This is a genomic window from Cardiobacterium hominis, assembly GCF_900637305.1.
In the GTDB taxonomy this organism is placed as follows: Bacteria; Pseudomonadota; Gammaproteobacteria; order Cardiobacteriales; family Cardiobacteriaceae; genus Cardiobacterium; species Cardiobacterium hominis.
This window is the reverse complement of sequence record NZ_LR134365.1, coordinates 2,228,954-2,254,573: the sequence shown is the minus strand read 5'-3', so window position 1 is coordinate 2,254,573 and position 25,620 is coordinate 2,228,954. Positions and strand designations below refer to the sequence as shown.

The window sequence follows — 25,620 nt, the reverse complement described above, 5'->3', positions numbered from 1 at the left end:
AAAATTGGCGGCTAAAACGCCACAATGAAGACGCTTTCGCTACAATAGCGCCCTTCAACGCATCCACAAGGAATTCACATGAAAACGCTCGCGCTCATTCTCGCCGCCGGTCAAGGCAAACGCATGCATTCCGCCCAGCCGAAGGTTTTGCAGCCAGTCGGTGGCAAGGCGATGATTGTGCATCTGTTGGAGACGCTGCAAACGCTCGCGCCGACGCGCAGCGCGGTGATTTACGGCCATCAGGGCGAGCAGTTGCGCGCCTGCATTGCCCCCGCCTGGCCGCAGTTGCGCTGGATTGCCCAGACCGAGCAACGCGGCACCGGGCACGCGGTGCGCATGGCGCTGGATGAGATTGCCCAGGCCGAGCTGGTGCTGATTCTTTATGGCGATACGCCGCTGGTGCGCGCGGAAACGCTGCAACGTCTGCTCGATGCGGCGCGGCACAATGGCTTCGCGCTTTTGACTGCTGTCGCTGATAACCCCTTCGGCTATGGGCGCATCGTGCGCGATGCGGCGGGCGAGATGACCGCTATCGTCGAGGAAAAGGACGCGAGCGATGCTGAGCGCGCCATCCGCGAAATCAATACCGGCATGATGGCGGTGAAAAACGAGTACCTCGCCCGCTATTTGCCGCAGTTGCAGGACGACAATGCCGCCGGCGAGTTTTATCTGACGGATGTCATCGCCCTGCACGTCGCCGCTGGTTGGCGCGTGGTGACCGTCCCCGCCACTGACACCGCAGAAACGCTGGGCATCAACACCCGCGCGCAACAGGCGCAGGCGGAAGCGGTGTGGCGGCAGCGGCAGGCGCAGGCGCTGCTGGCAGCGGGCGTTACCCTGATTGATCCGGCGCGCATTGATGTGCATGGCACGGTCAGCGCCGGGCACGATGTGGTGATTGAGGCGAATGTTGTGTTGAAAGGCACGGTGCGCCTCGGCGACAACGTCTATATTGAAAGCGGCTGCGTGCTCGATAATTGCACCATCGCCAGCGGCGCGCGCATCTACAGCCATTCGCGTCTGGAGCATTGCGAGGTGGGCGCGAACGCGCAGGTCGGGCCATTCGCGCGACTGCGGCCGAAAACGGTACTCGCCGAAGGCGTACGCATCGGCAATTTCGTCGAAACCAAAGCGGCGCACGTCGGCCGTGGCAGCAAAATCAATCATCTAAGCTACATCGGCGACGCCACCCTCGGCAGCGCGGTCAATATCGGCGCGGGGACGATTACCTGCAACTACGACGGCGCCAACAAACACCAGACCATCCTCGGCGACCGCGTCTTTATCGGCTCCAACAGCGCGCTGGTTGCCCCGGTGAGAATCGGCGATGGCGCGACCATCGGCGCCGGTTCGGTCATCACCCGCGACGTGCCGGACGAGCAACTGGCGCTCTCCCGTAGCGAGCAGAAAACCATCAGCGGCTGGCAACGGCCGGTGAAGAAAGGGCATTGAGCCCCCCTCCCCCACAGGAGGAGGGCGCCGTTCAGCGGGACTTCGGGCATCCGCGCCCGCATGAATCCGAATGACATTCCACGACCCCGTTTACATACACCTGAGCGCTCGTGGTGTATGTAAATTTCATCCACTTCAAAGAAGGACACCATGACAACACCCTCCCCCAGTACTCAGGTGAAACGCCACCTGAAAACCCGCCACCTGTCGATGATTGCCATCGGCGGCTGCATCGGCACCGGCCTTTTCATGGCCAGCGGCACCGCCATCCACAGCGCGGGTCCCGGCGGCGCGCTCGTCGCCTATGCCGCCATCGGCCTGATGGTGTACTTCCTCATGACCTCGCTCGGCGAAATGGCGACCTGGCTGCCCACCTCCGGCTCATTTGCCACCTACGCCTCGCGCTACGTTGACCCCTCGCTCGGCTTTGCCCTCGGCTGGAACTACTGGTTTAACTGGGTTATCACCGTCGCGGTCGATATCTCCATCGCTGCTGTCGTCATCACCTACTGGGAGCCATTGCGCGCGCTCATGCCCGCCTGGGGCTGGAGCCTCACCTTCTTTGGCATCATCTGCGCGCTCAATGCCTTTTCCGTGCGCGCCTACGGCGAATCCGAATACTGGTTTGCGCTGATTAAAGTCATCACCGTCATCATCTTCCTCTGCATCGGCACGCTCACCATCTTCGGCATCATGGGCGGCGCGTACGTCGGTTTCAGCAACTTCACCGCGGGCGACGGCCCCTTCCTCGGCAACGGCGCGGGCGGGCATTTCCTCACCATCCTCGGCGTCTTCCTCATCGCCGGTTTCTCCTTCCAGGGGACAGAACTCATCGGCGTGACCGCCGGCGAAACGGAAAACCCGGAAAAAAGCATCCCGAAAGCGGTCAAGCAAATCTTCTGGCGCATCCTCATCTTCTACATCCTCGCCATCCTCGTCATCGGCCTGCTCATACCGCACACCAGTGAAGAACTGCTGGGCGCGGACATCGGTGCCGGTGCGGAAAACATCGCCAAATCGCCCTTTACCCTCGTTTTTGAGCGCGCCGGCTTTGCCTTTGCCGCTGCCGTGATGAACGCCGTCATCTTGAGCTCGGTACTTTCCGCCGGTAACTCCGGCATGTACGCCTCGGTGCGCATGCTCTACGCCATGGGCAAAGACGGCCTCGCCTGGCCGGTATTTGCGCGCACCAGCCGCAGTAGCGGCGTGCCTCTGCTTGCCCTTGCCGCCACTGCCGCCGTCATCTTCGCCCTCTTTTTGCTGCAACTGAACGAAGGAATCGGCAAAGACCTTTTTGACCAATACATCATCGCCGCCTCTGGCTTGACTGGTTTTATCGCCTGGCTCGGCATCGCCGTCAGCCATTACCGCTTCCGCCGCGCCTTTATCGCACAAGGCCGCTCGTTAAGTGAACTGAGCTACCGCGCCAAATGGTTCCCCTTCGGCCCACTCTTGGCGCTCACCCTGTGCGTGCTGGTCATCATCGGCCAGGACACCGACCTGGTGCTGAAAGGCGATCTCGACTGGAAACGTCTCGCCGTAACCTATATGGGCATTCCGGTCTTCCTCGCCTTCTACCTCTACCACAAGCTGCGCTACCGCACGCACAAAATCCCGTTGCAGGACATCGACCTGCGTCGTGATGCGGAGTAAAAACCGCCCACAAAAAACCCGCCGGATGGCGGGTTTTTTCTTGCAAGCGGTGAGAAATCAGAACACCGGGGTGTAAGCGGCTTGTGGGTTGGCTTGGTCGATCGCCTTGATGTAGATGGCGACGCGGCGGTCTTGCGGGTTGTTCTCGGCGCTGGCGTATTGTTCGCCGTAGCCTTGCACGACGAAGCGCTGCGAGTTGATGCCCTGTTGCGCGAGGTATTGCGCGACGGACTGCGCACGGCGTTGTGACAGCTGCAGGTTGTGCTGCGGGCTGCCGCTGCCGTCGGTGAAGCCGTATACGTGGACGACGGTTTCCGGGTATTGTTGCAGTGTTTGCGCGATGCTGCCGAGCGGTTGGTAGAAGTTCGGCTTGATGACCGCTTTATCAACGTCAAACAGCACTTCGCTCTGGATGTTGAGCTGGATGGTGCTTTCGTTGACGCGCTGAACCTGCACGCCGCTGTTGGCGACTTGTTGTTGCAGTTGTTCCTGCTGGCGGTCCATGTAGTTACCGATGGCAGCCCCTGCCAAGGCACCTGCGACCGCGCCGATGTAGCGGCCTTTGTCGTCGTCAATTTGATGACCGACGACGCCGCCGGCGAGTGCGCCGATAGCAGTACCCATCGCGGTGGACTGGTTCGCCATGCCGCCGAAACCGCCGCCAGCGGTCTCACAGCCGGCGATCATCATCGCGGACAGGCCTGCAACAAGGCCAAGATTGCTTTTTTTCATGGTTTTTTCTCCGTTGGATTGCGACCGCGGCATGATAGCGATTCCCGCCGACCCCTTCATTAAAGCTCATTCACGCGCAGCGCTATAATGCCGGGCTTTTCCAACGTTTCCGTCAAACCTATGCTCACTCCTGCCGCCCGCGGCGTCCTCTGGGCGCTGTTCGCCACTTTTAATTTCGCGCTGATGGGCGTGCTTACCAAAGAAAGCGCGCGTCTGTTCGCCTACCAGTCGAACGAACTCGCCACCTGGCGCAACCTGCCCGCCGTCTTTGCCCTCGGCGCTTACGCCCTGCTGCGCCGCCAGCGTTTTTCCACCCAATTGCTGCGCGCGCATGTGGTGCGCAGTGTCTCCGGCGCAAGCGCGAGCCTCATCCAGTTCTATACGCTGACTATTCTGCCGCTGGCCACCGCCGTTACCCTCGGCTACAGCTCCGCCATTTTCATCGCGCTCTTTTCCTTCCTGCTGCTGCGCGAGCGCATCACCCGCCGCACAATCGCCGTGCTGGTAATTGGTCTTTCTGGCGTTGCCATCCTGCTGCGCCCCGGTTTTAACAGCGGCCAGGCGTGGGGACTGTCCTGCGGTCTCGTCGGCGCCGCCGCGACCGGGCTTGCCCACCTGCAACTGCGCGAAATGAGCGCCACCGGCGAACCCGCCTGGCGCATCGTGTTTTATTTTTCGCTGGTCAGCACCCTGATGAGCGCGCTGATTGCCACTTATCAAGGCTGGCACGGCATCGAGCTGCGCGCCCTGCCGTATCTGCTCGGCATCGGCGCGAGCGGCCTCACCGCGCAGATTGCCATCACCCGCGCTTACGCCGTCGGGCAGAAATTCACCATTGCCGCGATGTCTTATCTCACCGTGGTTTATTCCGTCCTCTTTGGCCATTTCCGCTTCGGCGAGACGCTAAGTTGGCAGGAGATTGCAGGCATCGCCGTCATCATCGGCGCGGGGATTCTCAGCATCAACGCGCAAGCGGCGGGCGGTAGGCGGTAGAACCTGTTTGGAGTCTGAGGGTAAAAGCGGGAAGGGCAGGGGATGGGTGATGTTGTTGATGAGTCGAAATTCCGGTTTTTCACATTTGCTGCCCCCACCCCAACCCTCCCCCACAGGGAGAGGGAGCATATCGGCGGTTTGCCTCGCTTCTGTTCACTATCATGGGTCGCAGAAAAAGTGATTTCTCTATGATTCTAAACGGGTTCTTAAAGAGAAAGGCCGGCATTGCCGGCCTTTGGTTTAGGGTTGTCCCGCCTGTTTTTGCAGCAGTTCGTAGCTGCGGCGCACTTGCGCGATTTTCGGGTGGTCGGGGTAGTGGTCGATGAGTTGTTGCAGGAGGTGCAGCGATTTGTCGCGTTGGCCTTTTTTGTCCAGCGCGCGGGCGGCGCAGTAGTAGTTTTCGAGGATGTGTTTGTGGCCGGGGTGGCGCTGGGCGAAGTTGCGGGTGAGCGCGAGAACGATGTCGTAGTCGTTATGCTCAATCGCCATGCGCGCCAGCGGCTGTATCCAGTCGGCGGGCAGGCGCGCCGGGTCGTCCAGCGCCATGTTTTCTACCGCTTTGCGCACGAGGAGGTAGCAACGTTCGTTGCCTTGTGCGGCCGCTTCAAGCAGACGCTGTTCGAGGGTTTGCAGCGCGTCATGGCGGCGGTGCACGCTGTAGTGTTCGTAGAGGCGGCGGTAGGCGGGGAAGTATTGGGCGATGTTGTGCTGCGCCGTGGCGTAGGGCAGGAGCAGGGCTTCCATTTGGTCGAAGCCGCCTTCGTTGCGCAGGGTGTCGGCGGCGAGCAGGTCTTGCGCGAATTGTTTTTTGGTGTCGTCGTCCATGCGGTAGGTGTCGGCTTCGTAGAGGGCGCGCTGTTCGGCTTCGCTCAGTCCTTGCGGGACGTCGGCGCGCATGAAGTAGCCGATGTACATATAGACGAGGGCAGCGGCAAGGACGGCGACGATTTCCATGCCGATGATAATCAGGCCATCGTTGCGCGCCAAGGCGGCCAGGATGCCGAGGAGGAAGGCTAGCGAGAAGGCAACGAGGAACGGGAAGAAGAGCAGGGCGAGGTAGTTTTTCAGTCCCATGTTGTTGATGGTGATGATCCAGGCGCGCGGGCTAATCATACTGAGGATGCTGTCGTTGCCGACGAGGTTCATCACCATCGCCGGCATGAAGAGGCTGTTGATGAGGATGAGGCAGAGTTGCCAGCTTTTCAGGCCAAACAGGAAGGCGATCGGCAGGGTGGCAAGCGCGAGCAGGATGCTGCCGGCGATGTATTTGAGCGGGGTGAGGAAGGGAACGAGGCTGACCGGTGCGAAAGGCACGGGTTCGTCTTCCAGGCCTTCGGAGAGGCGGAGGATGCCGTCGAACATTTTGCAGAGGAAGAGGAAGCCGGCGATGATTTTCAGCGCGATCATGCCGTAGTTGGCGGGAATGGCTTTGGAGGTTTCCATCATCGCGGTGAAGCAGCGTACTTCGTTCAGGTCGCAGTCGAGGGCAACGCCGTGCGCCTGGAAGATTTCTTTCATGGTGTGGAGGTGTTTCAGGGTTTCCAGGCCTTCCAGGCAGAGGACGACGGCGAGGATGCCCCAGTAGAGCGCGTTGCCGGGGCGGAAAAGAAAGCGGATGGCGCGTTTGAGTTTGTTGAGGTTTTCGTTCATGGCGGTTGGGGTAGTGGTGGTAAAAAAATCGGGCGGTTACGCCGCAAGCGTTTAACCGCCCTGATGCGCTCCCCGCCGGGGAGGGGCGGGAGAATCAGTCTTCCGGCACCGATGGCGGTTCTGTCGGGCGGGGACGCAGGTGCAGGCTGATGAGCTGGCGCTGGTTGGCCTTGCTGACGGTTGCCTGCCAGTCGCCAAGCGCGGCGGTTTCGCCGATTTCCGGCATTTTGCCGAGGATGTGCTGGATGTAGCCGCCGATGGTGTCGGCTTCTTCATCGGAGAGCGCCATGTCGAAGGCTTCATTGAAGGCGGGGATGGGGGTGAGGGCGCTTACCTGGTAGCTGCCGTCGCTGTTGGCGCTGATGGGGGCGTCGGCGATTTCGTCGTGTTCGTCATCGATTTCGCCGACGATCTCTTCGATGACGTCTTCGATGGTGACAAGGCCGGAGAGGTTGCCGTATTCGTCGATGACGAGCGCCATGTGGTTGCGGTTGGTCTTGAAGTCGCGCAGCATCGCGTCCAGCGGTTTGCTTTCGGGGACGATGGTCGCCGGACGCAGGAGGGTACTGATGTCTCTCGGCAGTTGTTGGCGGAAGGCGTAGGGAAGCAGGTCTTTGGAGAGGAGGATGCCACGGATTTGTTCGTGGGTTTCATCGACGACGGGGTAGCGCGAGTGGCCGGATTCGATGATGACGTTGAAGATTTGTTCAAGGCTCCAGTCTTCTTCGATGAGCAGGATTTGGCCGCGCGGGATCATGATGTCGCGCACGCGGGTGTCGTCCAGGGTGGTGAGGCGTTCGAGCATTTGCGCGGTTTCTTCGCCGATGTCGCCGTTGGTACACGCCTGTGCGATGAGTTCGTGGAAGGCGTCGTGAAAGTCAGGTTCTTCGTTGTTGCTCCATAGCGCGGTCAGGCGGCCAAGGAGCGAGGGCTTGGGTTCTGGGTGTTCTTCGCTCATGGTGGTTGGGGATGTGGAGGGAGCCGGTATTGTAATGGCTTTGCGGGGGCGGGTTATTTTTTCTTGGCGAACAGTTTGCCGAGCAGGCCGACGCCCGCCGCGGCTTTTTCTTCTTCGGGTTCAAAGCCAAAGAGTTCTTCGTGTTTGCGCATTTCGCGGTATTGCGCTTCGTATTGGGCGATGGTTTGGTCATCGACTTTGCGCCGCACCGAGGTGCTGCCGACGAACATGCCGTTGCTGATAATCGGCGCGGCGGTGGCGTACACCCAGTAGTAGCGTCCGTCTTTGCGCAGGTTTTTCACGTAGCCGTGCCATTCTTCGCCTTTGAGGATGGTGTCCCACAGGTCTTTGAAGGCGGCTTTGGGCATGTCGGGGTGGCGGATGATGTAGTGCGGCGCGCCGATGAGTTCGCGTTGGCTGTAGCCGCTGACTTCTACGAATACGCGGTTGGCGTGGGTGATGATGCCGTTGGCATCAGTGCGCGAGATGAGGATGGTGCCGTCGTTTTGGCTGTAGCCTTCGTCCACGGTATAGACGATGCGGCGGTGTCCGTCGTAATACTCCATTTCGTGGCGGGTGGATTTGCCGCTGGGTTTGGCCATGTTGGGGAGTGGGCTGTGCATCGTTCTGTCCTTTTAACTGTCTGCCGGAGGGGCGGGTTGCCGGGTGGTTGCGGGTTGTTCATATTATAGGCTGCGCCCTGCGGTTGTGCCAGTTTGGGCGGTTTATTGCAGTGCTTCCAGCAGCGCCTGTTTCAGGGCGGCAAGGGTTGCCGCGTCGGTGAGCGGACGGTGGCGGGCGTCGGTGAGGTGGAAGCTGTCTTCGACTTTTTCGCCGTAGGTGCCGATTTTGGCGTGGCTGATGTGGACGCCATGCGCGAGCAGGATGCGGCTTATCAGCGAGAGCAGGCCGTGCCGGTCTTTGCAGGTGAGTTCGAGGGTGGTGTGGTCGCCTTCCGGCTGGATGTGGACGCGGGTGTGGGTGGTGAAGTGTTTGAGGCGTTCGCGTGGCAGGCGGCGGGCGAGCGGCGGTGGTGGCTGTTTGTCGGCGATGTGTTGTTCGAGTTCGTGGGCGAGTTCGGGCGCGGGCGGCGGGTTTTCGCTCAGGGTGTATTCTTGCAGGGTGAGGCGGTGGTCGGCGGTGGTGTAGAGGCGCGCTTCGTGGATGTTGTGGTTGTGTTGTTCGAGGTAGTGGGTGATGCGCACGAGGAGGATGTCCGGCGGGTTGGGGCTGGTGATGAACAGGCGCGGCGGGTGTTCCTGAATGAGGCTGACGGCGTGTTGTTTGCCGGGTTGCGGAGGGAGCGGTTCGTTTGCTTCGGATGAGGTCGCTGGCGCGGATGGTTTGCTGCCCCCACCCCAGCCCTCCCCCACGGGGGAGGGTGCTGTTTGCTGGCAGGTTTCGGATGTGGTTGTTTCGCGATTTTCACACACTCTCCCCAACCCTTCCCCGCTTCGCAGAGGAGGGGGGGCTGTGTTGTCGGCACGTGCTTCGGATGTGGTCGCTGGCGCGGATGGTTTGCTGCCCCCACCCCAGCCCTCCCCCACGGGGGAGGGTGCTGTTTGCTGGCAGGTTTCGGATGTGGTTGCTTCGCGATTTTCACATCCCCTCCCCAACCCTTCCCCGCTTTGCAGGGGAGGGGATTCTGTGTTGTCGGCACGTGCGAGCAGGTGGCGGGTTTTGGCGGCGATGGCGGCGGCGGTTTCGCCGCGAAAGTAGGCTTCGGGGAGTTGCGCCCAAAGGTGTTCGAGGGTTTGCGCGTCGCTGGCGAGTTGGGCTTTGGCTTGTTCGCGCGCGCGGTGTTCGCGGGCGTGCAGGCTGTCCTGGTGGTGTTCGAGTTGGTGCCGGGTTTGTTGGTAGAGGTCGTAGAGGAGGCTGGCGCGCCAGGTGTTCCAGAGGCTGGGGTTGGTGGCGCTGATGTCGGCGAGGGTCAGCAGGTAGAGGTGGTCGAGGTGTTCGGCGCTGGGGATGGTCGCGGCGTAGGCGGCGATGGTGTCGGGGTCGGTGAGGTCTTTTTTTTGCGCGGTCAGGCTGTGGTCGAGGTGGTGGGCGACGAGCCAGGTGAGCAGGGCGCGGTCTTCGGGGGGGATGGCGTCGTTTTCGCGCGCATAGAGGTCGGCGATTTGTGCGCCGGTCTGGCTGTGGTCGCCGTCGTAGCCTTTGCCGATGTCGTGAAAGAGGGCGGCAAGGTAGAGGATGGCCGGGTTTTTCAGGCGGGTCAGGGTTTCGGCGGCTTCGGGGTAGGCGGGGTCGGGACGGACGAGGCGGTCGAGGGTTTCGATGAGTTTGAGGGTGTGCTGGTCCACGGTGTATTGGTGGAAGAGGTCGTATTGCATCCGTCCGGTGATGTGGGCGAAGGCGGGGATGTAGCGGTAGAGCAGGCCGTATTGGTGGATGCGCGCCAGTTGGGGGTGGACGTTGCCGGGTTGGGCGAGCAGGGCGAGGAAGGCGCGGCGGTTGTCGGCGTCGCGGCGGCGCGCGATGTTGGTGAGGCTGTCGCGGTGGCGGCGGATGTGGCGCACGAGGTCGGGGTGCGGTTCGCGGATGGTCGGGTTTTGTTGGAGGTATTGGAAGAGTTCCCACGGCTGGTTGGGGTTTTGGGTGAAGCTGGCCGGGTCGCGCAGGGTGAGTTTGCCGTGCTGGCTGGCGTAGTCGCGGGTTAGCGGTACGGCGGGCTGCGGCGGCTGGTGGTCGGCTTCGATGTGGCTCACGACGCGCTGGTTGATGCGGCGGATGCGCATGCTGTGCTGGTAGTAGTGCTGCATCAGTTGTTCGATGGCGAGGTTGTGCCGCTGGTCGCGGTAGCCGAAGGTGGCGGCGAGCCGTTTTTGTTGTTCGAAATCCAGGGTGTTTTTTTGTCGCGCGCCGCCCAGGTGCAGGGCGAAGCGGATGCGCCAGAGGGCGTCGCGGCTTTCGTGCAGTCCCGCGGATTCGCCGGGGGTCATGAGGTTTTTGGCGATGAGGCTGGCGTGGCTGCGGTCGTGGTAGCAGTAGGCGGAAAGCCAGGTAATCATGTGTTCGTCGCGCAGGCCGCCGCTGCTGTTTTTCAGGTTGGGTTCGAGTTGGCCGAGGCGTTCTTGTTTGGCGTCGCGCGCGCGTTGTTCTTGTTGTTTGTGGCGGATGTAGGCAGTTTTGGCAATGAGCGGCGGACGGGCGGGGTCGATGGGGTGCGGCTCGCCCGCCAGTTGGCGGTTTTCCAGCAGGCTGGTGAGGAGGTCTATGTCGGCGGTGGCGGCAGGGGCGAGGTCGCGGTCAGCGTGGACGTGCTGCGCGATGTCCAGACCGAGTTGCCAGAGTGTCTGGATGAAGGTTTCGATGGTGTCGCGGTTGGTGAGGTTGTCCGGGGTGAGGAGCAGGAGGTCGATGTCGGAGGCGGGGAAGAGTTCGCCGCGGCCGTAGCCGCCGATGGCATAGAGGCGGATGCGCGGGTTGGCGATGGTGCGCTGGTAGAGGTAGCCGAGGATGCGGTCAATCTGCGCGGTGTAATGCACGATGAGGCGGTGTACGTCGTAGTCGCGCCCGCGGATGTGCGCGGCAAGGCCGTGGCGCAGTTCGCGCAGGTAGTCGCGGGCGCGCGCGGCTTCTGCGAGCGGCGAAAGGGCAGGGGCGGCGGGTTGCCAGTCGGGTGGGAGGGCGAGCATTAGGGTGAGGGGGGACGGAAGGTGTCGTCGATCAGGCCGTGTTTGTGCGCGTGTTGGTAGGCGGTGTCGAGTTGGTCCTGGAGGCGGGGTGGTAGTTGTGCGCGTTGTGTCCGGTAGTGCTCCCAGTAGTAGCTAAGGGTGAAGGGGCAGGTTTGTGCGAGGGCGCTTTGGATGATGATGAGGTGGCAGAGAGTAAAGGCTGCGGCGTTGTCATTGGCGCGTTCGGCGCAAAGTTCGATGGCGTCGCCGGGGTAGTAGTCTTGGTGGTGGGCGCTGGAGAGGTAGCCGTTTTGTGTTTGCATGATTTGGCGCAAGGCGGCCAGGTAGCGTGTGGCTTCGTCGCCGCTGTCGGCAGTAGTGCTGATGCGACGCAGTAGGGAGTCGTCGGCTTTGGTTATTTCAGGGTATCGGGGCGGCGGGAAGGTGATGTGTTTGCGCGGCATGGGGGTGTCTTTACATACAGGGTAGTCGCTACCCTGTATGTAAATGCGGTTTTTATGGTTTTCCGATGGGGGAGATGTGTTCGCGTTCGGCGGCGCCGAGGGTGAAGATTTCGTAGCCGTCGTCGGTGACGGCGAGGGTGTGTTCCCATTGCGCGGACAGCGAGCGGTCGCGGGTGACGACGGTCCAGCCGTCGCCGAGGACTTTGAGCTCGCGCTTGCCCGCGTTTATCATCGGCTCGATGGTGAAGGTCATGCCTTTTTCGAGGACGAGGCCTTTGCCCGGTTGGCCAAAATGCACGACTTGCGGGTCTTCGTGGAAGCCACGGCCGATGCCGTGCCCGCAGAATTCGCGCACGACGGAAAAACGTTCGGCTTCGGCGTAGCTCTGGATGGCGTGGCCGATGTCGCCGAGGGTCGCACCGGGGCGCACCATGCGGATGCCGCGCCACATCGCTTCGTAGGTAACGTCCACCAGGCGGCGGCCGAGAACGCCGACGTCGCCAACGAGGTAGGTGCGGTTGGTGTCGCCGTGCCAGCCGTCTTTGATAACGGTGACGTCTATATTGACGATGTCGCCGTTTTTCAGGGTTTTGTCCGAGGGGATGCCGTGGCAGATGACGTGATTGACCGAGATACAGGTCGAGGCAGGGAAGGGCGGGCTGCCGTAGTTGAGGCAGGCGGGGATGGCCTGTTGGACGTTGGTGATGTAGTCGTGACAGCGGCGGTCCAGTTCGGCGGTGCTGACGCCGGGAACGATGTAAGGAGCAATCATGTCAAGCACGTCCGCCGCCAGGCGCCCGGCGACGCGCATTTTGGCGAGGTCGGCCTCGCTTTTCAGGGTGATGGTCATGGATTTCTGTTTGGTAAAAATGACGGGCTATGGTATAAAGCGCGCGCCTTTCTGGCAACTAAATCACACAAACGCTGTTTTCGACGCTCCGGGTGCCTGCGGGTTGGAGCGTTTGCGCGTTTGGAGGCCTAACCCTTTATGGAGTAAAAACAATGAGTAAAGTAAGCATGCGCGAGCTGTTTGAAGCCGGCGCGCACTTCGGGCACCGTACCCGTTTCTGGAACCCCAAGATGGCTCCTTATATTTACGGCAAGCGCGGCGATATTCACATCATCAACCTGGAAAAAACGGTACCGATGTTGAATGACGCCCTGAATTTTGTCGGCACCGTCGTCGCCAATGGCGGCAGTGTGATGTTCGTCGGCACCAAGCGCAGCGCTTCTGAAGCGGTCGGCGAAGCCGCTGCACGCTGTGGCATGCCGTATGTGAATTTCCGTTGGCTCGGCGGGATGATGACCAACTTCAAGACCATCCGCCAGTCCATTAACCGCCTGGAAGCGATTGAACGCATGGCCGAAGATGGCACGTTCCAGAAGCTGGTGAAGAAAGAGGTTATCGTCCTCGGTCGTGAACGCGACAAGCTCGCCCGCTCGCTCACCGGTATCCGCAATATGCGCCGTCTGCCGGACGTACTGTTCGTTATTGACGTAGGGCATGAGCACATCGCCATTCAGGAAGCGAAGAAACTCGGCATTCCGGTCGTTGGCGTGGTAGATACCAACAGTCAGCTGGAAGGCGTTGATTACATCATTCCGGGTAACGACGACTCCGTGCGCGCCATCCGCCTCTACGTTGATGCTGTCGCCAGCGCCATTGAGGAAGCCAAGGCTTCTGTTACCGCCCGTGGTGGCGAGAACGCGGAAAAAGCGCTGGAAGAAGCGGTCGCGGTTGATGAGCCGGCTACTCCGGCTGAAAGCGGCGACGCCGAGTAATTTGTCCGGTTTTTGAATGAATTGAGGCTGCGGCGTGACCGCAGCCGTCCTTGTTTCAGGAGTTGAATATGTCCATTTCCGCCCAATTAGTGAAAGAGCTGCGCGAACGTACCGGCGCAGGCATGATGGAGTGCAAGAAAGCACTGCTCGAAACCAATGGCGATATTGAAGCCGCTGTTGAATATATGCGCAAAACCGGTCTGGCCAAGGCCGACAAGAAAGCCGGCCGCGTGGCTGCTGAAGGTGCGCTGGTCGTCTCTATCAGCGACGACGCCAAAGAAGCAACCATCCTCGAAGCCAACTGCGAAACCGACTTCGTTGCCATGGGTGACGAGTTCCGTGGTTTTGCCAACCGCCTTGCCGAAGTGGCGCGCACGCAAAAACTCGCCGACATTGACGCGCTGAACGCCGCTGAAGTCGCACCGGGTGTTACCGCTGACGAGCGCCGCCGCGAACTGGTAGCAAAAATCGGCGAAAACATGACCATCCGCCGTTTTGTAACCCTGACCGCCGGTAGCGGTGTCATCGGCCATTATCTGCACGGACAGAAAATCGGCGTGCTGGTGGAAATCACCACTGGCGACGTTGAACTCGCCAAAGATATCGCCATGCACATCGCCGCCAGCAATCCGATTTCCCTGGATGCTGCCTCCCTGCCGCAGGATTTCCTCGACAAGGAAAACGAAATTCACCGTGCCAAAGCCGAGCAAAGTGGCAAACCGGCGAACATCATCGAGAAGATGGTCGAAGGTGCGATGAAAATGGTCGAAGGTGCGATGAAAAAACTGTTTGGTGAAGTAACGCTGAAAGGCCAGTCTTTCGTCAAGAACCCGGATATCACCGTTGAGCAGCTGCTGAAAGAAAAAGGCGCTGACGTCGTGCAATTCACCCGCTTCGAGCTGGGCGAAGGCATTGAAAAAGAAGAATCCGATTTCGTTGCCGAAGTCATGGCGCAGGCCAAAGGCGTTTAAGCGCTGACCGCCCCACAAAACCGCCGCTTGTCGGCGGTTTTTTATGCCCGCAAGCGGGGCGGCGCGACTATAATGCGCGCCCAATAACAATTACCGGAGAACACACACATGAGCACAAGCAAAACCCCTAAATACAAAAGAATTCTGCTGAAGATGAGCGGCGAGGCGCTGATGGGCGACCAGGCCTTCGGTCTGGATGCCAAAGTGGTGCGCCGCATCGCCAGCGAAATCCGCCAGCTTGTCGATGCGGGTGTGGAAGTCGCCATCGTCGTCGGCGGCGGCAACCTTTTCCGCGGTGCGCAACTGGCAGCGCTCGGCATGGAGCGCGTTACCGGCGACCACATGGGCATGCTGGCGACGCTAATGAATGCACTCGCCATTCAAGACGCGCTGGAGCAGATTGACGTGCCGGTGCGGGTGATGTCGGCGCTGATTATCGACCAGGTCTGCGAGCCGTTCATCCGCCGCCGCGCCATCCGCCACCTGGAAAAGGGCAGGGTGGTCATCTGCGCCGCCGGTACCGGCAATCCGTTTTTCACGACAGACAGCGCCGCCAGTCTGCGTGCGATTGAGCTGGAAGTGGACGCGATGTTCAAGGCGACGAAGGTCGATGGCGTCTATTCCAAAGACCCCAAACGCTTTGATGATGCGGTAAAATACGACGCCCTCAGCTACCGTCAGGTACTCACCGAAAACCTCAATGTCATGGACGCGACCTCCGTCGTGATGTGCCGCGACAACGACATGCCGATGGTGGTATTTGACATGACCAAACCCGATGAAATCGTGCGTGCCGTCTTCGACGATGGCGTTGGCACAGTGATACACGCATAAGGAGCCTTTTTAATGATGCAGTCAATCCAGAAAGACGCCGCTGCGCGCATGGAAAAATCCGTCAAGTCGCTTGAACACGAGTTGAGCAAAATCCGCACCGGGCGGGCGAACGTCAGCCTGCTTGACCACGTGCAGGTCGAATACTACGGCTCGATGGTGCCGCTGTCGCAGGCGGCGAACGTCACCGTCACCGACTACCGCAGTCTCACCATCCAGGTGTGGGAGCGCAACATGGTCGCCGTCATCGAAAAAGCGCTGATTAACTCCGACCTTGGCCTGACGCCGAACACCGCCGGACAAAACATCCACATCAACCTGCCGCCGCTCACCGAAGAACGCCGCAAAGACTTGGTGAAAATCGTGCGTAACGAAGGCGAACAGGCGAAAGTCGCCATTCGCAATGTGCGCCGCGACGCCAACCAAAGCGTCAAACAGCTCGTCACCGACAAACAGGCCTCCGAAGACGACGAACGTCGCGCCGAGGCAGAAATCCAGAAACTGACCGACAAATACGTTGAGCAGGTGGACAAAGTCCTTGCCGAAAAAGAAAAGGAATTGATGGAAGTTTGATGAGCGCCGCGCGTACCCCGCCTGCTCACGTCGCCATCATCATGGATGGCAATGGTCGCTGGGCGCAGCAACACCTGCGCCCGCGTGCTTTTGGGCACAAGGCCGGGCGGGTGGCAGTCGATCGTGTCGTCACCGCCTGCGCCAAAGCGGGGGTGAAAATGCTCAGCCTCTACGCCTTTAGCACCGAGAATTGGCGCCGTCCGCCGCATGAAGTCAAAATCCTGATGGAGCTGATTGAAACGGCACTGCGCGAAGAAGCGGAAAAAATGCGGAAAAACGACATCCGTCTGCGTGTTCTCGGCGACCGCACCGCACTCTCTGCCTCGCTACGCAGCGCCATCGACGATGCCGAAGCGCTGACTGCCAGCGGCTCACGCATGGACGTCGTCCTTGCCATCAACTACAGCGGTCAATGGGCGTTATGCGAGACCGCACGCCGCCTGGCGCAAGCAGTCGCAGACGGCACATTACAGGCAGATGCCATTGACGAAGCCGCCTTCAGCGCACACCGCCCGATGCCCGATTTACCGCCAGTCGACCTGCTCATCCGCAGCAGCGGCGAAATGCGCCTGAGCAACTTCCACCTGTGGGAACTCGCCTACGCCGAACTGTGGTTCACCGACGTGCTCTGGCCGGACTTCGGCGAGGCACAACTGGACGCGGCCTTTGCCGCCTATCATCACCGCGACCGCCGCTTCGGCGCGCTGTCGCAACCTTAACGGCAAGGAGACGCCATGCTGCTCTACCGCATCCTGACCGTGCTGGTCATCGCCCCGCTCTTTTTCTGGGTAAACCTCTATGCCAGCGACGCCTGGTTTAACCTTTTTTGGCTGGCGCTGGTGGCGCTCGCCGCACGTGAATGGGGCGGTCTGCTGCGCTGGCCGCCGCGCCGTCAATGGAAATATGCCCTCATCAATGCGGGTATTGCCGCCCTCGGCCTGCTCCTGCTCGAATACGGCCTGGGTGGCGTCGCCAAAAGCCGTTTGCTCTTTTACATCCTCGCCGCAGCGGCGCTGCTCTGGCTGTTCGCCGTTCCCTATGCGCTTTACCGCTATGGCCGCGACCAGCGTTTGAACCTGCCTGACAGCCTGCTTGCCGTCGCCGGCTCAATAATGCTGCTGGCCTTCGTCTGGGCGACTGTCGCCATCCAGCGCATGATTGGCGGGAGCGGTCTGCTCGGTCTCTTTATCATCGTCTGGTGCAGCGACATCGGCGCCTATTTCGCCGGTCGCCGCTTTGGCAAACGCAAACTGGCGGAAAAAATCAGCCCGAAAAAAACCGTGGAAGGCTTCCTTGGCGGCTTCCTGGCGGCAATGCTGGCAGCGGTGGTACTGTCATTTTGCGTCAAACTGCCGCTCAGCCTTTGCGCCTTCCTGCCGCTGACCGCTGTGGTGGTCATCTACGCCGCCATCGGCGACCTCTGGGAAAGCGTGCTCAAGCGCCGCGCCGGTATCAAGGACAGCAGCAACATCCTGCCCGGTCACGGTGGCATCCTTGACCGCATCGACAGCTGGCTCTCGGCGATGGTGCTGTGGGCAGCGGGCTTTCTCTACGCCAATATCTTCTAAAACATCAACTGCAACAAGGAGGCGCAGGCATGCTACCCATGCTCTGGGGAATACTCGGCTTCATCATAACCATCGGCATCCTCGTCACCATCCACGAATGGGGACATTTCTGGGTGGCGCGCCGCTTTGACGTCAAAATCCTCCGCTTCTCGCTCGGCTTCGGTAAACCGTTCCTCACCTGGCGCGGCAAAAAAGACGGTACGCTCTACACCCTTGCGCCCATTCCACTCGGCGGCTTCGTGCAAATGCTAGGCGAGAGCAGCGACGAAGCGGTCGATGCTGCCGAAAAACACCGCACCTTTCAGGCAAAAAAAGCCTGGCAACGTTTCCTCATCGCCTTTGCCGGGCCAGCGGTAAACCTGCTTTTCGCCGTACTCGCCTTCGCCGCCCTCTACCTCTACGGCGTACAAGGCCTGCGCCCGGAAGTGGCGCGCGTCGCCCCGGACAGTCTCGCTGCCCGCGCGGGCTTACAAGTTGGCGACCAAATTCGCGCCATCGAAGGCAAAGACACCCCACTGAGCAGCGATGCGCACATCTCCCTCGTGGGCGCGCCGCGCCGCAGTGACGTCAATATCGTCATCCAGCGCGACGGAGAAGAACGCATCCTCGTGCTTGATCTCAGCAGTTTGCGTGCAGGCGACGAACTGAAAATGGACGAAGCAACCGGCCTCTACCTTGTGGATGAATGGCTGCCTGCCGAAGTCGCCGAAACCGTGCCGGACAGTCCGGCAGCAGCGATGGGCATCCAAAAGGGCGACCGCATCACCGCCGTTAATGGCGAAGCACAAGACCTCATTCGCATTGGCAAAGTTATCGCGGCAGGAAAGCCCGGCGATACCATCAGCATTACCGTTATGCGCGCGGACAGCGAACAAACCCTGCATGGGCAGCTCGGCTCGCGCACAGACAAAAAAGGCAAAACACACGGCTTCCTCGGCGTCAAATGGCAGCGGGTGGACGTCTCCGCTTACCAGAGCGTTGAGCGCTACGGCTTCTGGGCGTCGCTTGGCCACGGTTGGGATAAAGTCGTCTATTACGTCCGCCTGACCTACAACATGTTTGGCCGCATGTTCGCAGGCAAAATCTCGCTCGACAACATCGGCGGGCCGCTCACTATCGGCGATGCGGCAGGAAAAACACTCAGCTATGGTTGGGACATCTTCCTTAACTTCCTTGGCGTCGTAAGCCTCTCGCTTGCCGCCATCAACCTGTTGCCGGTGCCGATGCTGGACGGCGGCCACATGCTCTTCTATGCGCTGGAAACCGTGCGCGGCAAACCACTCTCCGTAACGACGATGAAATGGGCGTTACGCGTCGGTGCGACGTTGGTCTATGCGCTGATGCTGTTCGTCGTTCTCAAAGACTTCTGGAAATATCTTCTGTAAAAACAGACGATAATACTCAATCTTTCCCTAATGTTAATCTTTTGCCCGCCTTCGTGCGGGCAAAAACGTTGCAACGGCAGAAAAAGCCAGGCTTGCAAAGCAGACAAACATGAAATTTGTGTTACAATAGCGCAATCGCAAAATTTGTTGTTTTCTGGACACGCGATGTTTTTCCAGTATTTTCAAAGGCTATTATGGCTACATTGCAAAATACTTAAGAAAAGGCTAACCGAATATTGATTTTTGTTCAGAAAGCGGCTAAATTGAGCATGGGATTTCGATAAGAACGTTTGAAGACTGTCGCGAAGCACGGCCCGCCTCCCGCGGTAAACGCCTCTGGCAGACTTAAAAGGAGTTAAATATATGTTGGGAAAACCTGAGATTATCGGGGTAGATATTGGGCAATACAGCATCAAGGTCGCCCAGATCAAGCAATCAGGCAAAGCCTTTACAGCGAACCACCTCGCTTACGAAGTGATTCCGCCGGAAGTCCGCCTGCAGCGCGATCGCGTAACCTTGAGCAAAATCGTTGCCGCCACCCTGAAAAAACAGAAAGTGAACAAAGGGCAGGTCGTCTTGCACGTCAATACCGGCGACGTCATCATGCGTGAAGTCAACGTAGATGCTTCTTTGCGCGGTAACGAACTGGAAGGCGCAATAGAACTCGAACTGAATGACGCCATACCGTTCGGCATGGATCAAGTCTATTTCGATTTCGACGAAGTACCCAGCAAAAAAGGAACGCGCTTGGCAGTTGTCGTGCGCCGCGATGTTGCGGATGAAAAAACCGCATTGCTGAACAATCTGCCCAAGACTTTCAGCAAACCACAAGTAGATGTGGATGCCTTTGCGTTCACACGCGTACTGAAATACGTCAGCAAGAGCGACGTCGGCAAGAATGATCGCATCATGCTGATTGATATCGGCTTCAGCCGTAGCCGCTTCTACGTTTGCAAAGGCAGCGAACTACTGTTTAGCCGTGAGCAACAAATTGGCGGCAATACCGTAAATGAAATTATTATGGACGTCTTTGACATTGACGCCGAATCCGCCGAAAACCGCAAGATTGGTCACAGCTTTGGCGACGAATATAAAGACTTGGTACTGACGCCTTACGTACAAACATTCACCGAACAGCTGCATCTGGCGCTGGATTTCTATGAAGCCAACAACGTCACCGAAAATCCTGAACCGATCAAAGTCATTTACCTGACTGGCGGTGGCGCACGACTCAGTGGCTTTGTAGATGCATTGGGTGCTGCAAACGTATCTCACAATATCAGATTGCTGAATCTCGCTCCTTACATCAAATTGTCAGGATCTCAGCGCTCTGATGACGCGTTGCAGTCTGGAATCAATCATGCCTTGGCAATAGGCTTGGCGATGGAAGGCACAAACTAATGGCTAGAAAATTTAACCTACAACCGTGGCGCGAACAACGCCGCGAAGAGCAGAAAAAGGGTTTTGCTTACGCAACAGTAGGCATTGTGCTCCTGTGTGCGGCAGCCTTGGGCGCTGATTATTGGCTGCAAAACCGTTATATTGAGCAACAAGAAGCGGCAATCAGTAACTTGGAAGCTGGTAAAGCCAAGCTATCTGTTGCCAAACAGGAAGTTGACCGATTAAAAGAGCTCAATAAACAGGTCAATCTACAAATTGAAGTTATCCAAAAACTTCAAGCCGAGCGCGGTTTGGCCACAGAAATGCTTGACTACATTGCGCAGAATACGCCGGAAACCGTATTTTTAAGTTCTATCGATTATAAATCGGGGAAAGTCATCATTACGGGCGTTGCTAGTAATGATAGCGGTGTAGCACAGTTTATGCGAAATATGGAAAGATTCCAGTATTTTTCAACGGCATCCGTGGATAGTATCACGGCAGCGAAAGGGAATAATAGTTTTAAAGTTCCAGAAGGTAGTGAAGTTAAGGAATTTACTATCAATATGGAGGTAAAGCGTGACCCCAATTCTGAAGGAGGACAAAAATGAAATTTGTATCGCCTGGACAGTTAGATACTAGTAATCCTGGTACTTGGCCGATTTACTACAAAATTTTATGTTGGGTTGTTATCGTAGGGGTGGCGGCTTTTCTTTACAATAAATTTGTAAGAGAGCCATTGGTTGAGCAGCAAGATGCACATAATATGAAGATTACTCAACTAAAGAGTGAATATAGTGAATTGTATCAATACCAACAAGATTTGCCAAAATATAAAGAGCGTTCTGAAGAATTGGTAGGAGTATTAAGATCTTTGCTAGACTATCTTCCTTCTAATGATGAAATGCCTGATCTGATTGATAGTGTATATATTTCTGGTGTTGATAATGGTATTATTTTTGATACTTTTCAGCCAGAGAAAGATATTAAGCAAAATTATTATGATGTTAAGCCAATAAAATTAAAGACAGATACAAAATACACAAATTTTGCGTTGTTCACAGGAAGAATCTCTGCTTTACAGCGTATTTTGAATGTTTCGGATATGTCCATCAAAATTGCAGAGAAAGATCCTAATAAGCTGAGTGTAGATAGCCAATTACAGACTTATGTCTATAATGAAGATATTGATAAGTTCTTAAAAATGGATTTAAAGTCTCTGCAGGAACATGCGAAAAAGGAGAATGTCGATGTTGAAAAATAATTCCATTCCTCGGAAGGCAGCTATATTACCATTTGTTGCATGTCTTTCTATGGGATTTATAGGCAGTAATCCTGAGACGGAGGCTACTGAGTTTATGGAGAATACGGCCAGGACGACCCAACCAACTCCGAACCTGGATCTTGGGCCGTTACCTGCAAATAAGGAATACAAACCTTATGTATATACAGCAGATAAAGCAGATCCATTTGAACTAAAGTCTTTTGTCGTGGATGCGAAACTTCCTGAAGATTCCAGTCAGAATGCCTGTGCTGATGATAGCTGTGGGGATGGTGCGCCAGTACCTCATACCAAATATTTTTTGGAAAATTATGATTTGAGCCAGTTATGGATGGTGGGAACAATTCTGAATAAAAACCAGAGACGTGCTGCACTTATTCAAACACCGGATGCTGGAGTCGTGAATACGGTTCAAGGTGAATATATAGGTAAAAATAATGGTCTGATTATTTCTATCAAACCTGATCACGTTATGGTTCGTGAAAAATATAGGGTTCCGCGTGGATGGCAGAACCGAATGGCTATTTTAGAGCTCTTTACGTATTAATTTTTAATTAGAGGTTATGGAATTATGAAACACATTATTACAGGCAGCCTGTTGCTGTTATCCTCAGGCTTGTATGCGGCCAGTATCAGTGGTGTAGAACATGGTAGTGCAGCTGGTGGTTATCAATTAGTATTCAAGAATGCTGGTGTCAAACCTGCTGCTTTTAATACGGACTCTTCTATTGTTCTGGATTTCCCCAATACGACATCATCCATGAAATCTCGTGGTGTAGATGTAGCGTCTAATGGCATTTACAATGTTGATGTCATTCCGGGACAGGGACGCACACGTGCCGTTATTAATCTGTCATCACCGATGAATTACAATGTTAGTTTGCAGGGGCAAGATGTCATTGTAAGTGTGACGCCGGGCGCAAAAGGTGCTATGAAGGCGCCTGTTGGAAAAGCGGCTGCGCCTGCAGCAGGATTCCGTGGTGCTGTTAATCCACAGATGGTAAATGTTGGTAAGGGTACGGCAACGATTGGCAAGGGAGTCAATACCGTAGGCGCGCTTTCTCCAGAATTTAAGAGGACTTCCAATGGTCGTGCTGCTTTTACCTTTAATCTCCCTTCTCCGGATACGGTAGTTAATATCCGTAAGGATGGTAATAAAGTAGTTGCAGATGTTCGTGGTATTACGATTGCTAATAGTGAACAAAAACGTCTTGATGTTACCGATTACAATACGCCAGTAAGTTATGCTGAAATTAAGAAAGGAAATGGTGGAGCTACGGTTTCTCTAAACATGGCAGGAAATCCTTTTGAATTTGTCAGCTATCAGAGTGGCAATACTTATACGATTGAAATTATGAAGCCTGCACAAAGTGCTCAGGACCGTAAAGTACAAGAAATGTTAGGTTTTGGCAGCGGTAAGCACTATAAAGGTGAACCCCTTTCTTTAAATTTCCAGGATATTGAGGTTCGTGCGGTATTGCAAATTATTGCAGAATTTACACGTAATAATATTGTCGTTAGTGATGGTGTTACGGGTAATATTACGCTTCGTCTGGATAATGTACCTTGGGATCAGGCCTTGGATATTATTATGAAAACGAAGGGTCTGGATAAGCGGCAGAGCGGTGATGTTATTTATGTCGCCACACTAGAAGAGTTAAGAACTTCTGAACTGACTATTCTTCGTACATTAGAAGAGAAAAAGCAATTGACTCCGACGCGTATTGACCGCATTCAAGTACAATTTGCACGTGCTACCGATCTGAAAAAATTGATTGATGAAGCAAAGAATAATGTTCGTTCTACGACAGCAAATGGATTATCTACTAATGTGGACTCTATTCTTTCTGAAAAGGGCTCTGTCTCAGTTGATGAAAGAACAAATACTCTGATTGTCAATGATATCCCAGAAAAAATTCAGGCAGTACGTGATCTGGTTGCCGAGCTAGATAAGCCAGTTAAACAGGTGCTTATTGATTCTCGTATTGTGTTGACAGAAGACAATTACGCTCGCGATTTGGGTTCTCGCTTCGGTGTTTCATTCATTAATCGTTCTAGCAGTAAGCTGGTTACAGGTAGTGGTAATAGTGTTGCTTCATCAGTGCTTGCTCAAAGTGTTGTAAATGGTGAGCGTCCGTTAACTGTTCCGGATTTAACTAACCGCTTGGGTGTTAATATGCCTGTTATCGGTGGTACTTCTGGAAATCCGGCAAGCTACGGTCTTTCCATCTTGAGTGGTGATTTCTTGGTGGATCTTGAATTGTCTGCCCTGCAAACAGAAGGACGCGTAGAAATTGTTTCCAGCCCACGTGTTGTAACGCAAGATGGCGCGCCAGCAGAAATTTGGTCTGGTGTAGAAGTGCCTATCGTTACGCGAAATGAGAACTCTACTAATGGCACTTCCAGCAGCAGCTCTACGACCTTGGAAACAGTTACTGCTGCGCTGCGCTTAAGTGTGACACCGCGTATTGCACCGAACAACATGGTTGATATGGAACTGAATATTAACAATGATGAATTGGGTAATAACGTTTCTGTTGCTGGTCAAACGTCATTCACCAAAAATACCAGTGGGGTGAAAACCAATGTTCTGGTGGATAATGGAGAGACCATTGTTTTGGGTGGTGTGTATAAACAAAGACAAACTGCCAAGACAGAAAAAGTTCCGCTCTTGGGTGATATTCCAGTTATTGGCAATGCCTTCAAAAAGAATACACGCGCCTTTGAGAAGAACGAAATGCTAATCTTCGTCACGCCGCGTATTGTGGACAAACAGCTGGTAGATAACGACAAGTTCTCCAGCTTGCGAGACAGGTAGTCAGTGCTTATAATTTCCATGTCATTTTTGCCCCACCTTGGTGGGGCTTTCTTTATGAGGATACCCGTATGCGTTATGAAGCCGTGATTGGTCTGGAGCTGCACATTCAGCTGGCGACCGCGAGCAAGCTGTTTTCGTCATCTTCGGCGGCTTTCGGTGCCGAGCCTAATGCCCACGTGAATGAAATTGATCTGGGCTATCCGGGGGTGCTGCCGGTGCTCAATGCGCAGGCGGTACGGTTCGCAACGCTGTTTGGCCTGGCGATTGGCGCGGAGATTAATCCGCACGCCTTCTTCATGCGCAAGAACTACTTTTATCCTGATCTGCCCAAGGGTTATCAGATTAGCCAGCTGGATGATGCTATTATTCGTGGCGGCAAAATTGTCGTGGAAACAGCGGCGGGTGTGCGTGAGGTGCGCATTAACCGTGGTCAGCTGGAAGAGGACGCAGGCAAGTCGGTGCATGATGCGTTTTCCGACCGTACCGGCATTGACTTGAACCGCGCTGGCGTGCCGTTGATTGAGCTGGTTTCCGAGCCGGATTTGCGTTCTGCCGCCGAGGCGGTTGCTTATATGCGGCAACTACACCATTTGGTGCGTTATCTCGGCATCAGCGACGGTAATATGCAGGAAGGCTCCTTCCGTTGCGATGCCAACGTTTCTATCCGCGAGCAGGGCAGCGATGGGCTGAATCCGCGGGTTGAGCTGAAAAACATCAACTCCTTCCGCTTTGTTGAGCAGGCCATCAACCTCGAAATCGAGCGGCAGAGCGACATCATGGAAAGCGGCGGCACGGTTGAGCAGGAAACCCGCCTTTTTGACCCCGACCGCATGGAAACACGCACCATGCGCAGCAAGGAAGAGGCCAACGATTATCGCTATTTTCCCGACCCTGACCTGCTGCCGCTTGATCTCGCGCCGGAGTGGATTGCGGAAATCCGTCAAACCCTGCCGGAGCTGCCGCAGGCGCGCGCCACCCGCTATCAGGAAAGCTATGGGCTGGATGCGGAGGCGACGCAATTCATCCTGCAAACGCGCGAAATGGCAGACTATTACGACGCGCTGACCGCTGCCTGTGGCGACGGAAAACTGGCAGCGAACTGGCTGCAAGGCGAATTCGCCCGCCTTTACAACGAGTTCGGCGGCAACGTGCAGGACATCCCGCTGTCCGCCGAGCGTTTTGCCGGGCTGCTATTGCGCATCAAGGACAACACCATCTCCGCCGCCGCTGGCAAAAAACTGCTGCCGCAACTGTGGGAAAGCACGGAAACGGCCGACGCGCTCATCGCTGCGCAAGGCTTGCAACAAGTGAACGATGACAGCCAAATTGCCGCCTGGGTGGATGAAGTTATTGCCGCCCATCCGCAGCAAGTCGCCGCCTACCGCGACGGGCAGACGAAAATGCTCGGCTTCCTCACCGGCCAGGTGCTGAAGCGTTCGCAAGGCCAGGCCAACCCGAAAACGGTGAACGCGCTTTTGCAAGAAAAACTCGCCCAATAAGCTGCGCGC

General features: G+C 56.6%; 23 protein-coding genes. 16 read left to right on the top strand and 7 right to left on the bottom strand.

The window, feature by feature from the left end; translation table 11 throughout:
• Nucleotides 1–78: 78 nt before the first annotated feature.
• Together glmU and EL199_RS10960 are read left to right on the top strand one after the other, a co-directional pair.
• A complete protein-coding gene (gene glmU, locus EL199_RS10965; RefSeq protein ID WP_004141357.1) occupies nt 79–1,452 on the top strand; it encodes a bifunctional UDP-N-acetylglucosamine diphosphorylase/glucosamine-1-phosphate N-acetyltransferase GlmU in 1,374 nt (457 codons plus the stop codon).
• 150 nt (nt 1,453–1,602) lie between these two features.
• A complete protein-coding gene (locus EL199_RS10960; protein WP_079540642.1) occupies nt 1,603–3,105 on the top strand; it encodes an amino acid permease in 1,503 nt (500 codons plus the stop codon).
• Between the two features lie 57 nt (nt 3,106–3,162).
• On the opposite strand, the gene EL199_RS10955 is transcribed toward EL199_RS10960, so the two are convergent.
• Nucleotides 3,163–3,837, bottom strand: coding sequence for an OmpA family protein (locus EL199_RS10955; protein ID WP_040355690.1), 675 nt, complete (start codon nt 3,835–3,837; stop codon nt 3,163–3,165).
• Nucleotides 3,838–3,957: 120 nt separating this feature from the next.
• On the opposite strand from EL199_RS10955, the gene EL199_RS10950 reads away from it, so the two are divergent.
• Nucleotides 3,958–4,830 (top strand): DMT family transporter, encoded by an 873-nt coding sequence (locus EL199_RS10950; RefSeq protein ID WP_004141363.1) that lies wholly within the window; start codon nt 3,958–3,960, stop codon nt 4,828–4,830.
• A gap of 240 nt (nt 4,831–5,070) precedes the next feature.
• Here the strand turns inward: EL199_RS10950 and EL199_RS10945 are convergent, their stop codons facing one another.
• From EL199_RS10945 to map, 6 genes are all read right to left on the bottom strand, one after another.
• Nucleotides 5,071–6,480 (bottom strand): tetratricopeptide repeat protein, encoded by a 1,410-nt coding sequence (locus EL199_RS10945; RefSeq protein ID WP_004141365.1) that lies wholly within the window; start codon nt 6,478–6,480, stop codon nt 5,071–5,073.
• 94 nt (nt 6,481–6,574) lie between these two features.
• Nucleotides 6,575–7,438 (bottom strand): HlyC/CorC family transporter, encoded by an 864-nt coding sequence (locus EL199_RS10940; protein ID WP_004141367.1) that lies wholly within the window; start codon nt 7,436–7,438, stop codon nt 6,575–6,577.
• Between the two features lie 53 nt (nt 7,439–7,491).
• Entirely contained in the window at nt 7,492–8,061 is a 570-nt protein-coding gene (locus EL199_RS10935) for a PAS domain-containing protein (RefSeq protein WP_004141369.1), read from the bottom strand.
• A gap of 102 nt (nt 8,062–8,163) precedes the next feature.
• On the bottom strand, nt 8,164–11,079 hold the full coding sequence (glnD, locus tag EL199_RS10930) for a [protein-PII] uridylyltransferase (protein ID WP_004141371.1): 2,916 nt from the start codon (nt 11,077–11,079) through the stop codon (nt 8,164–8,166).
• Nucleotides 11,079–11,522, bottom strand: a complete 444-nt coding sequence (locus tag EL199_RS10925) for a hypothetical protein (protein ID WP_004141373.1) — start codon at nt 11,520–11,522, stop codon at nt 11,079–11,081. Before EL199_RS10925 ends, glnD begins: the two co-directional genes overlap by 1 nt.
• Before the next feature lie 52 nt (nt 11,523–11,574).
• Complete coding sequence (gene map, locus EL199_RS10920; RefSeq protein WP_004141374.1) at nt 11,575–12,372, bottom strand: type I methionyl aminopeptidase; 798 nt, start codon at nt 12,370–12,372, stop codon at nt 11,575–11,577.
• Between the two features lie 152 nt (nt 12,373–12,524).
• Here map and rpsB point away from each other — a divergent pair, with 152 nt between their 5' ends.
• The 13 genes from rpsB to gatB all read left to right on the top strand — a co-directional run bounded on the left by rpsB (nt 12,525) and on the right by gatB (nt 25,611).
• A complete protein-coding gene (gene rpsB, locus EL199_RS10915) occupies nt 12,525–13,304 on the top strand; it encodes a 30S ribosomal protein S2 (protein ID WP_004141375.1) in 780 nt (259 codons plus the stop codon).
• Between the two features lie 68 nt (nt 13,305–13,372).
• Nucleotides 13,373–14,275: a translation elongation factor Ts gene (gene tsf, locus EL199_RS10910; RefSeq protein WP_004141376.1), complete on the top strand. Its 903-nt coding sequence runs from the start codon at nt 13,373–13,375 to the stop codon at nt 14,273–14,275.
• 108 nt (nt 14,276–14,383) lie between these two features.
• Nucleotides 14,384–15,109 carry a UMP kinase gene (gene pyrH, locus EL199_RS10905; RefSeq protein WP_004141377.1) on the top strand — a complete coding sequence of 242 codons (726 nt, stop codon included), beginning with the start codon at nt 14,384–14,386 and terminating at the stop codon, nt 15,107–15,109.
• A 12-nt stretch (nt 15,110–15,121) separates the two neighbouring features.
• Nucleotides 15,122–15,679: a ribosome recycling factor gene (frr, locus tag EL199_RS10900; RefSeq protein ID WP_004141378.1), complete on the top strand. Its 558-nt coding sequence runs from the start codon at nt 15,122–15,124 to the stop codon at nt 15,677–15,679.
• Nucleotides 15,679–16,398 (top strand): polyprenyl diphosphate synthase, encoded by a 720-nt coding sequence (gene uppS / locus EL199_RS10895; RefSeq protein WP_004141380.1) that lies wholly within the window; start codon nt 15,679–15,681, stop codon nt 16,396–16,398. Before frr ends, uppS begins: the two co-directional genes overlap by 1 nt.
• 15 nt (nt 16,399–16,413) lie before the next feature.
• On the top strand, nt 16,414–17,247 hold the full coding sequence (locus EL199_RS10890; protein WP_004141381.1) for a phosphatidate cytidylyltransferase: 834 nt from the start codon (nt 16,414–16,416) through the stop codon (nt 17,245–17,247).
• A 29-nt stretch (nt 17,248–17,276) separates the two neighbouring features.
• Nucleotides 17,277–18,632 carry an RIP metalloprotease RseP gene (gene rseP / locus EL199_RS10885; RefSeq protein WP_004141383.1) on the top strand — a complete coding sequence of 452 codons (1,356 nt, stop codon included), beginning with the start codon at nt 17,277–17,279 and terminating at the stop codon, nt 18,630–18,632.
• Between the two features lie 363 nt (nt 18,633–18,995).
• Complete coding sequence (gene pilM / locus EL199_RS10880; protein WP_004141385.1) at nt 18,996–20,033, top strand: type IV pilus assembly protein PilM; 1,038 nt, start codon at nt 18,996–18,998, stop codon at nt 20,031–20,033.
• Complete coding sequence (locus tag EL199_RS10875; protein ID WP_004141387.1) at nt 20,033–20,623, top strand: PilN domain-containing protein; 591 nt, start codon at nt 20,033–20,035, stop codon at nt 20,621–20,623. Before pilM ends, EL199_RS10875 begins: the two co-directional genes overlap by 1 nt.
• Nucleotides 20,620–21,276, top strand: coding sequence for a type IV pilus inner membrane component PilO (gene pilO, locus EL199_RS10870; RefSeq protein WP_004141389.1), 657 nt, complete (start codon nt 20,620–20,622; stop codon nt 21,274–21,276). Before EL199_RS10875 ends, pilO begins: the two co-directional genes overlap by 4 nt.
• A complete protein-coding gene (locus EL199_RS10865) occupies nt 21,263–21,841 on the top strand; it encodes a pilus assembly protein PilP (protein WP_160312203.1) in 579 nt (192 codons plus the stop codon). The genes pilO and EL199_RS10865 overlap by 14 nt, the downstream gene beginning before the upstream one ends.
• 24 nt (nt 21,842–21,865) lie before the next feature.
• Nucleotides 21,866–24,112: a type IV pilus secretin PilQ gene (locus tag EL199_RS10860; protein ID WP_079539998.1), complete on the top strand. Its 2,247-nt coding sequence runs from the start codon at nt 21,866–21,868 to the stop codon at nt 24,110–24,112.
• Between the two features lie 68 nt (nt 24,113–24,180).
• Nucleotides 24,181–25,611, top strand: a complete 1,431-nt coding sequence (gene gatB / locus EL199_RS10855) for an Asp-tRNA(Asn)/Glu-tRNA(Gln) amidotransferase subunit GatB (protein WP_004141395.1) — start codon at nt 24,181–24,183, stop codon at nt 25,609–25,611.
• Nucleotides 25,612–25,620 lie beyond the last annotated feature (9 nt).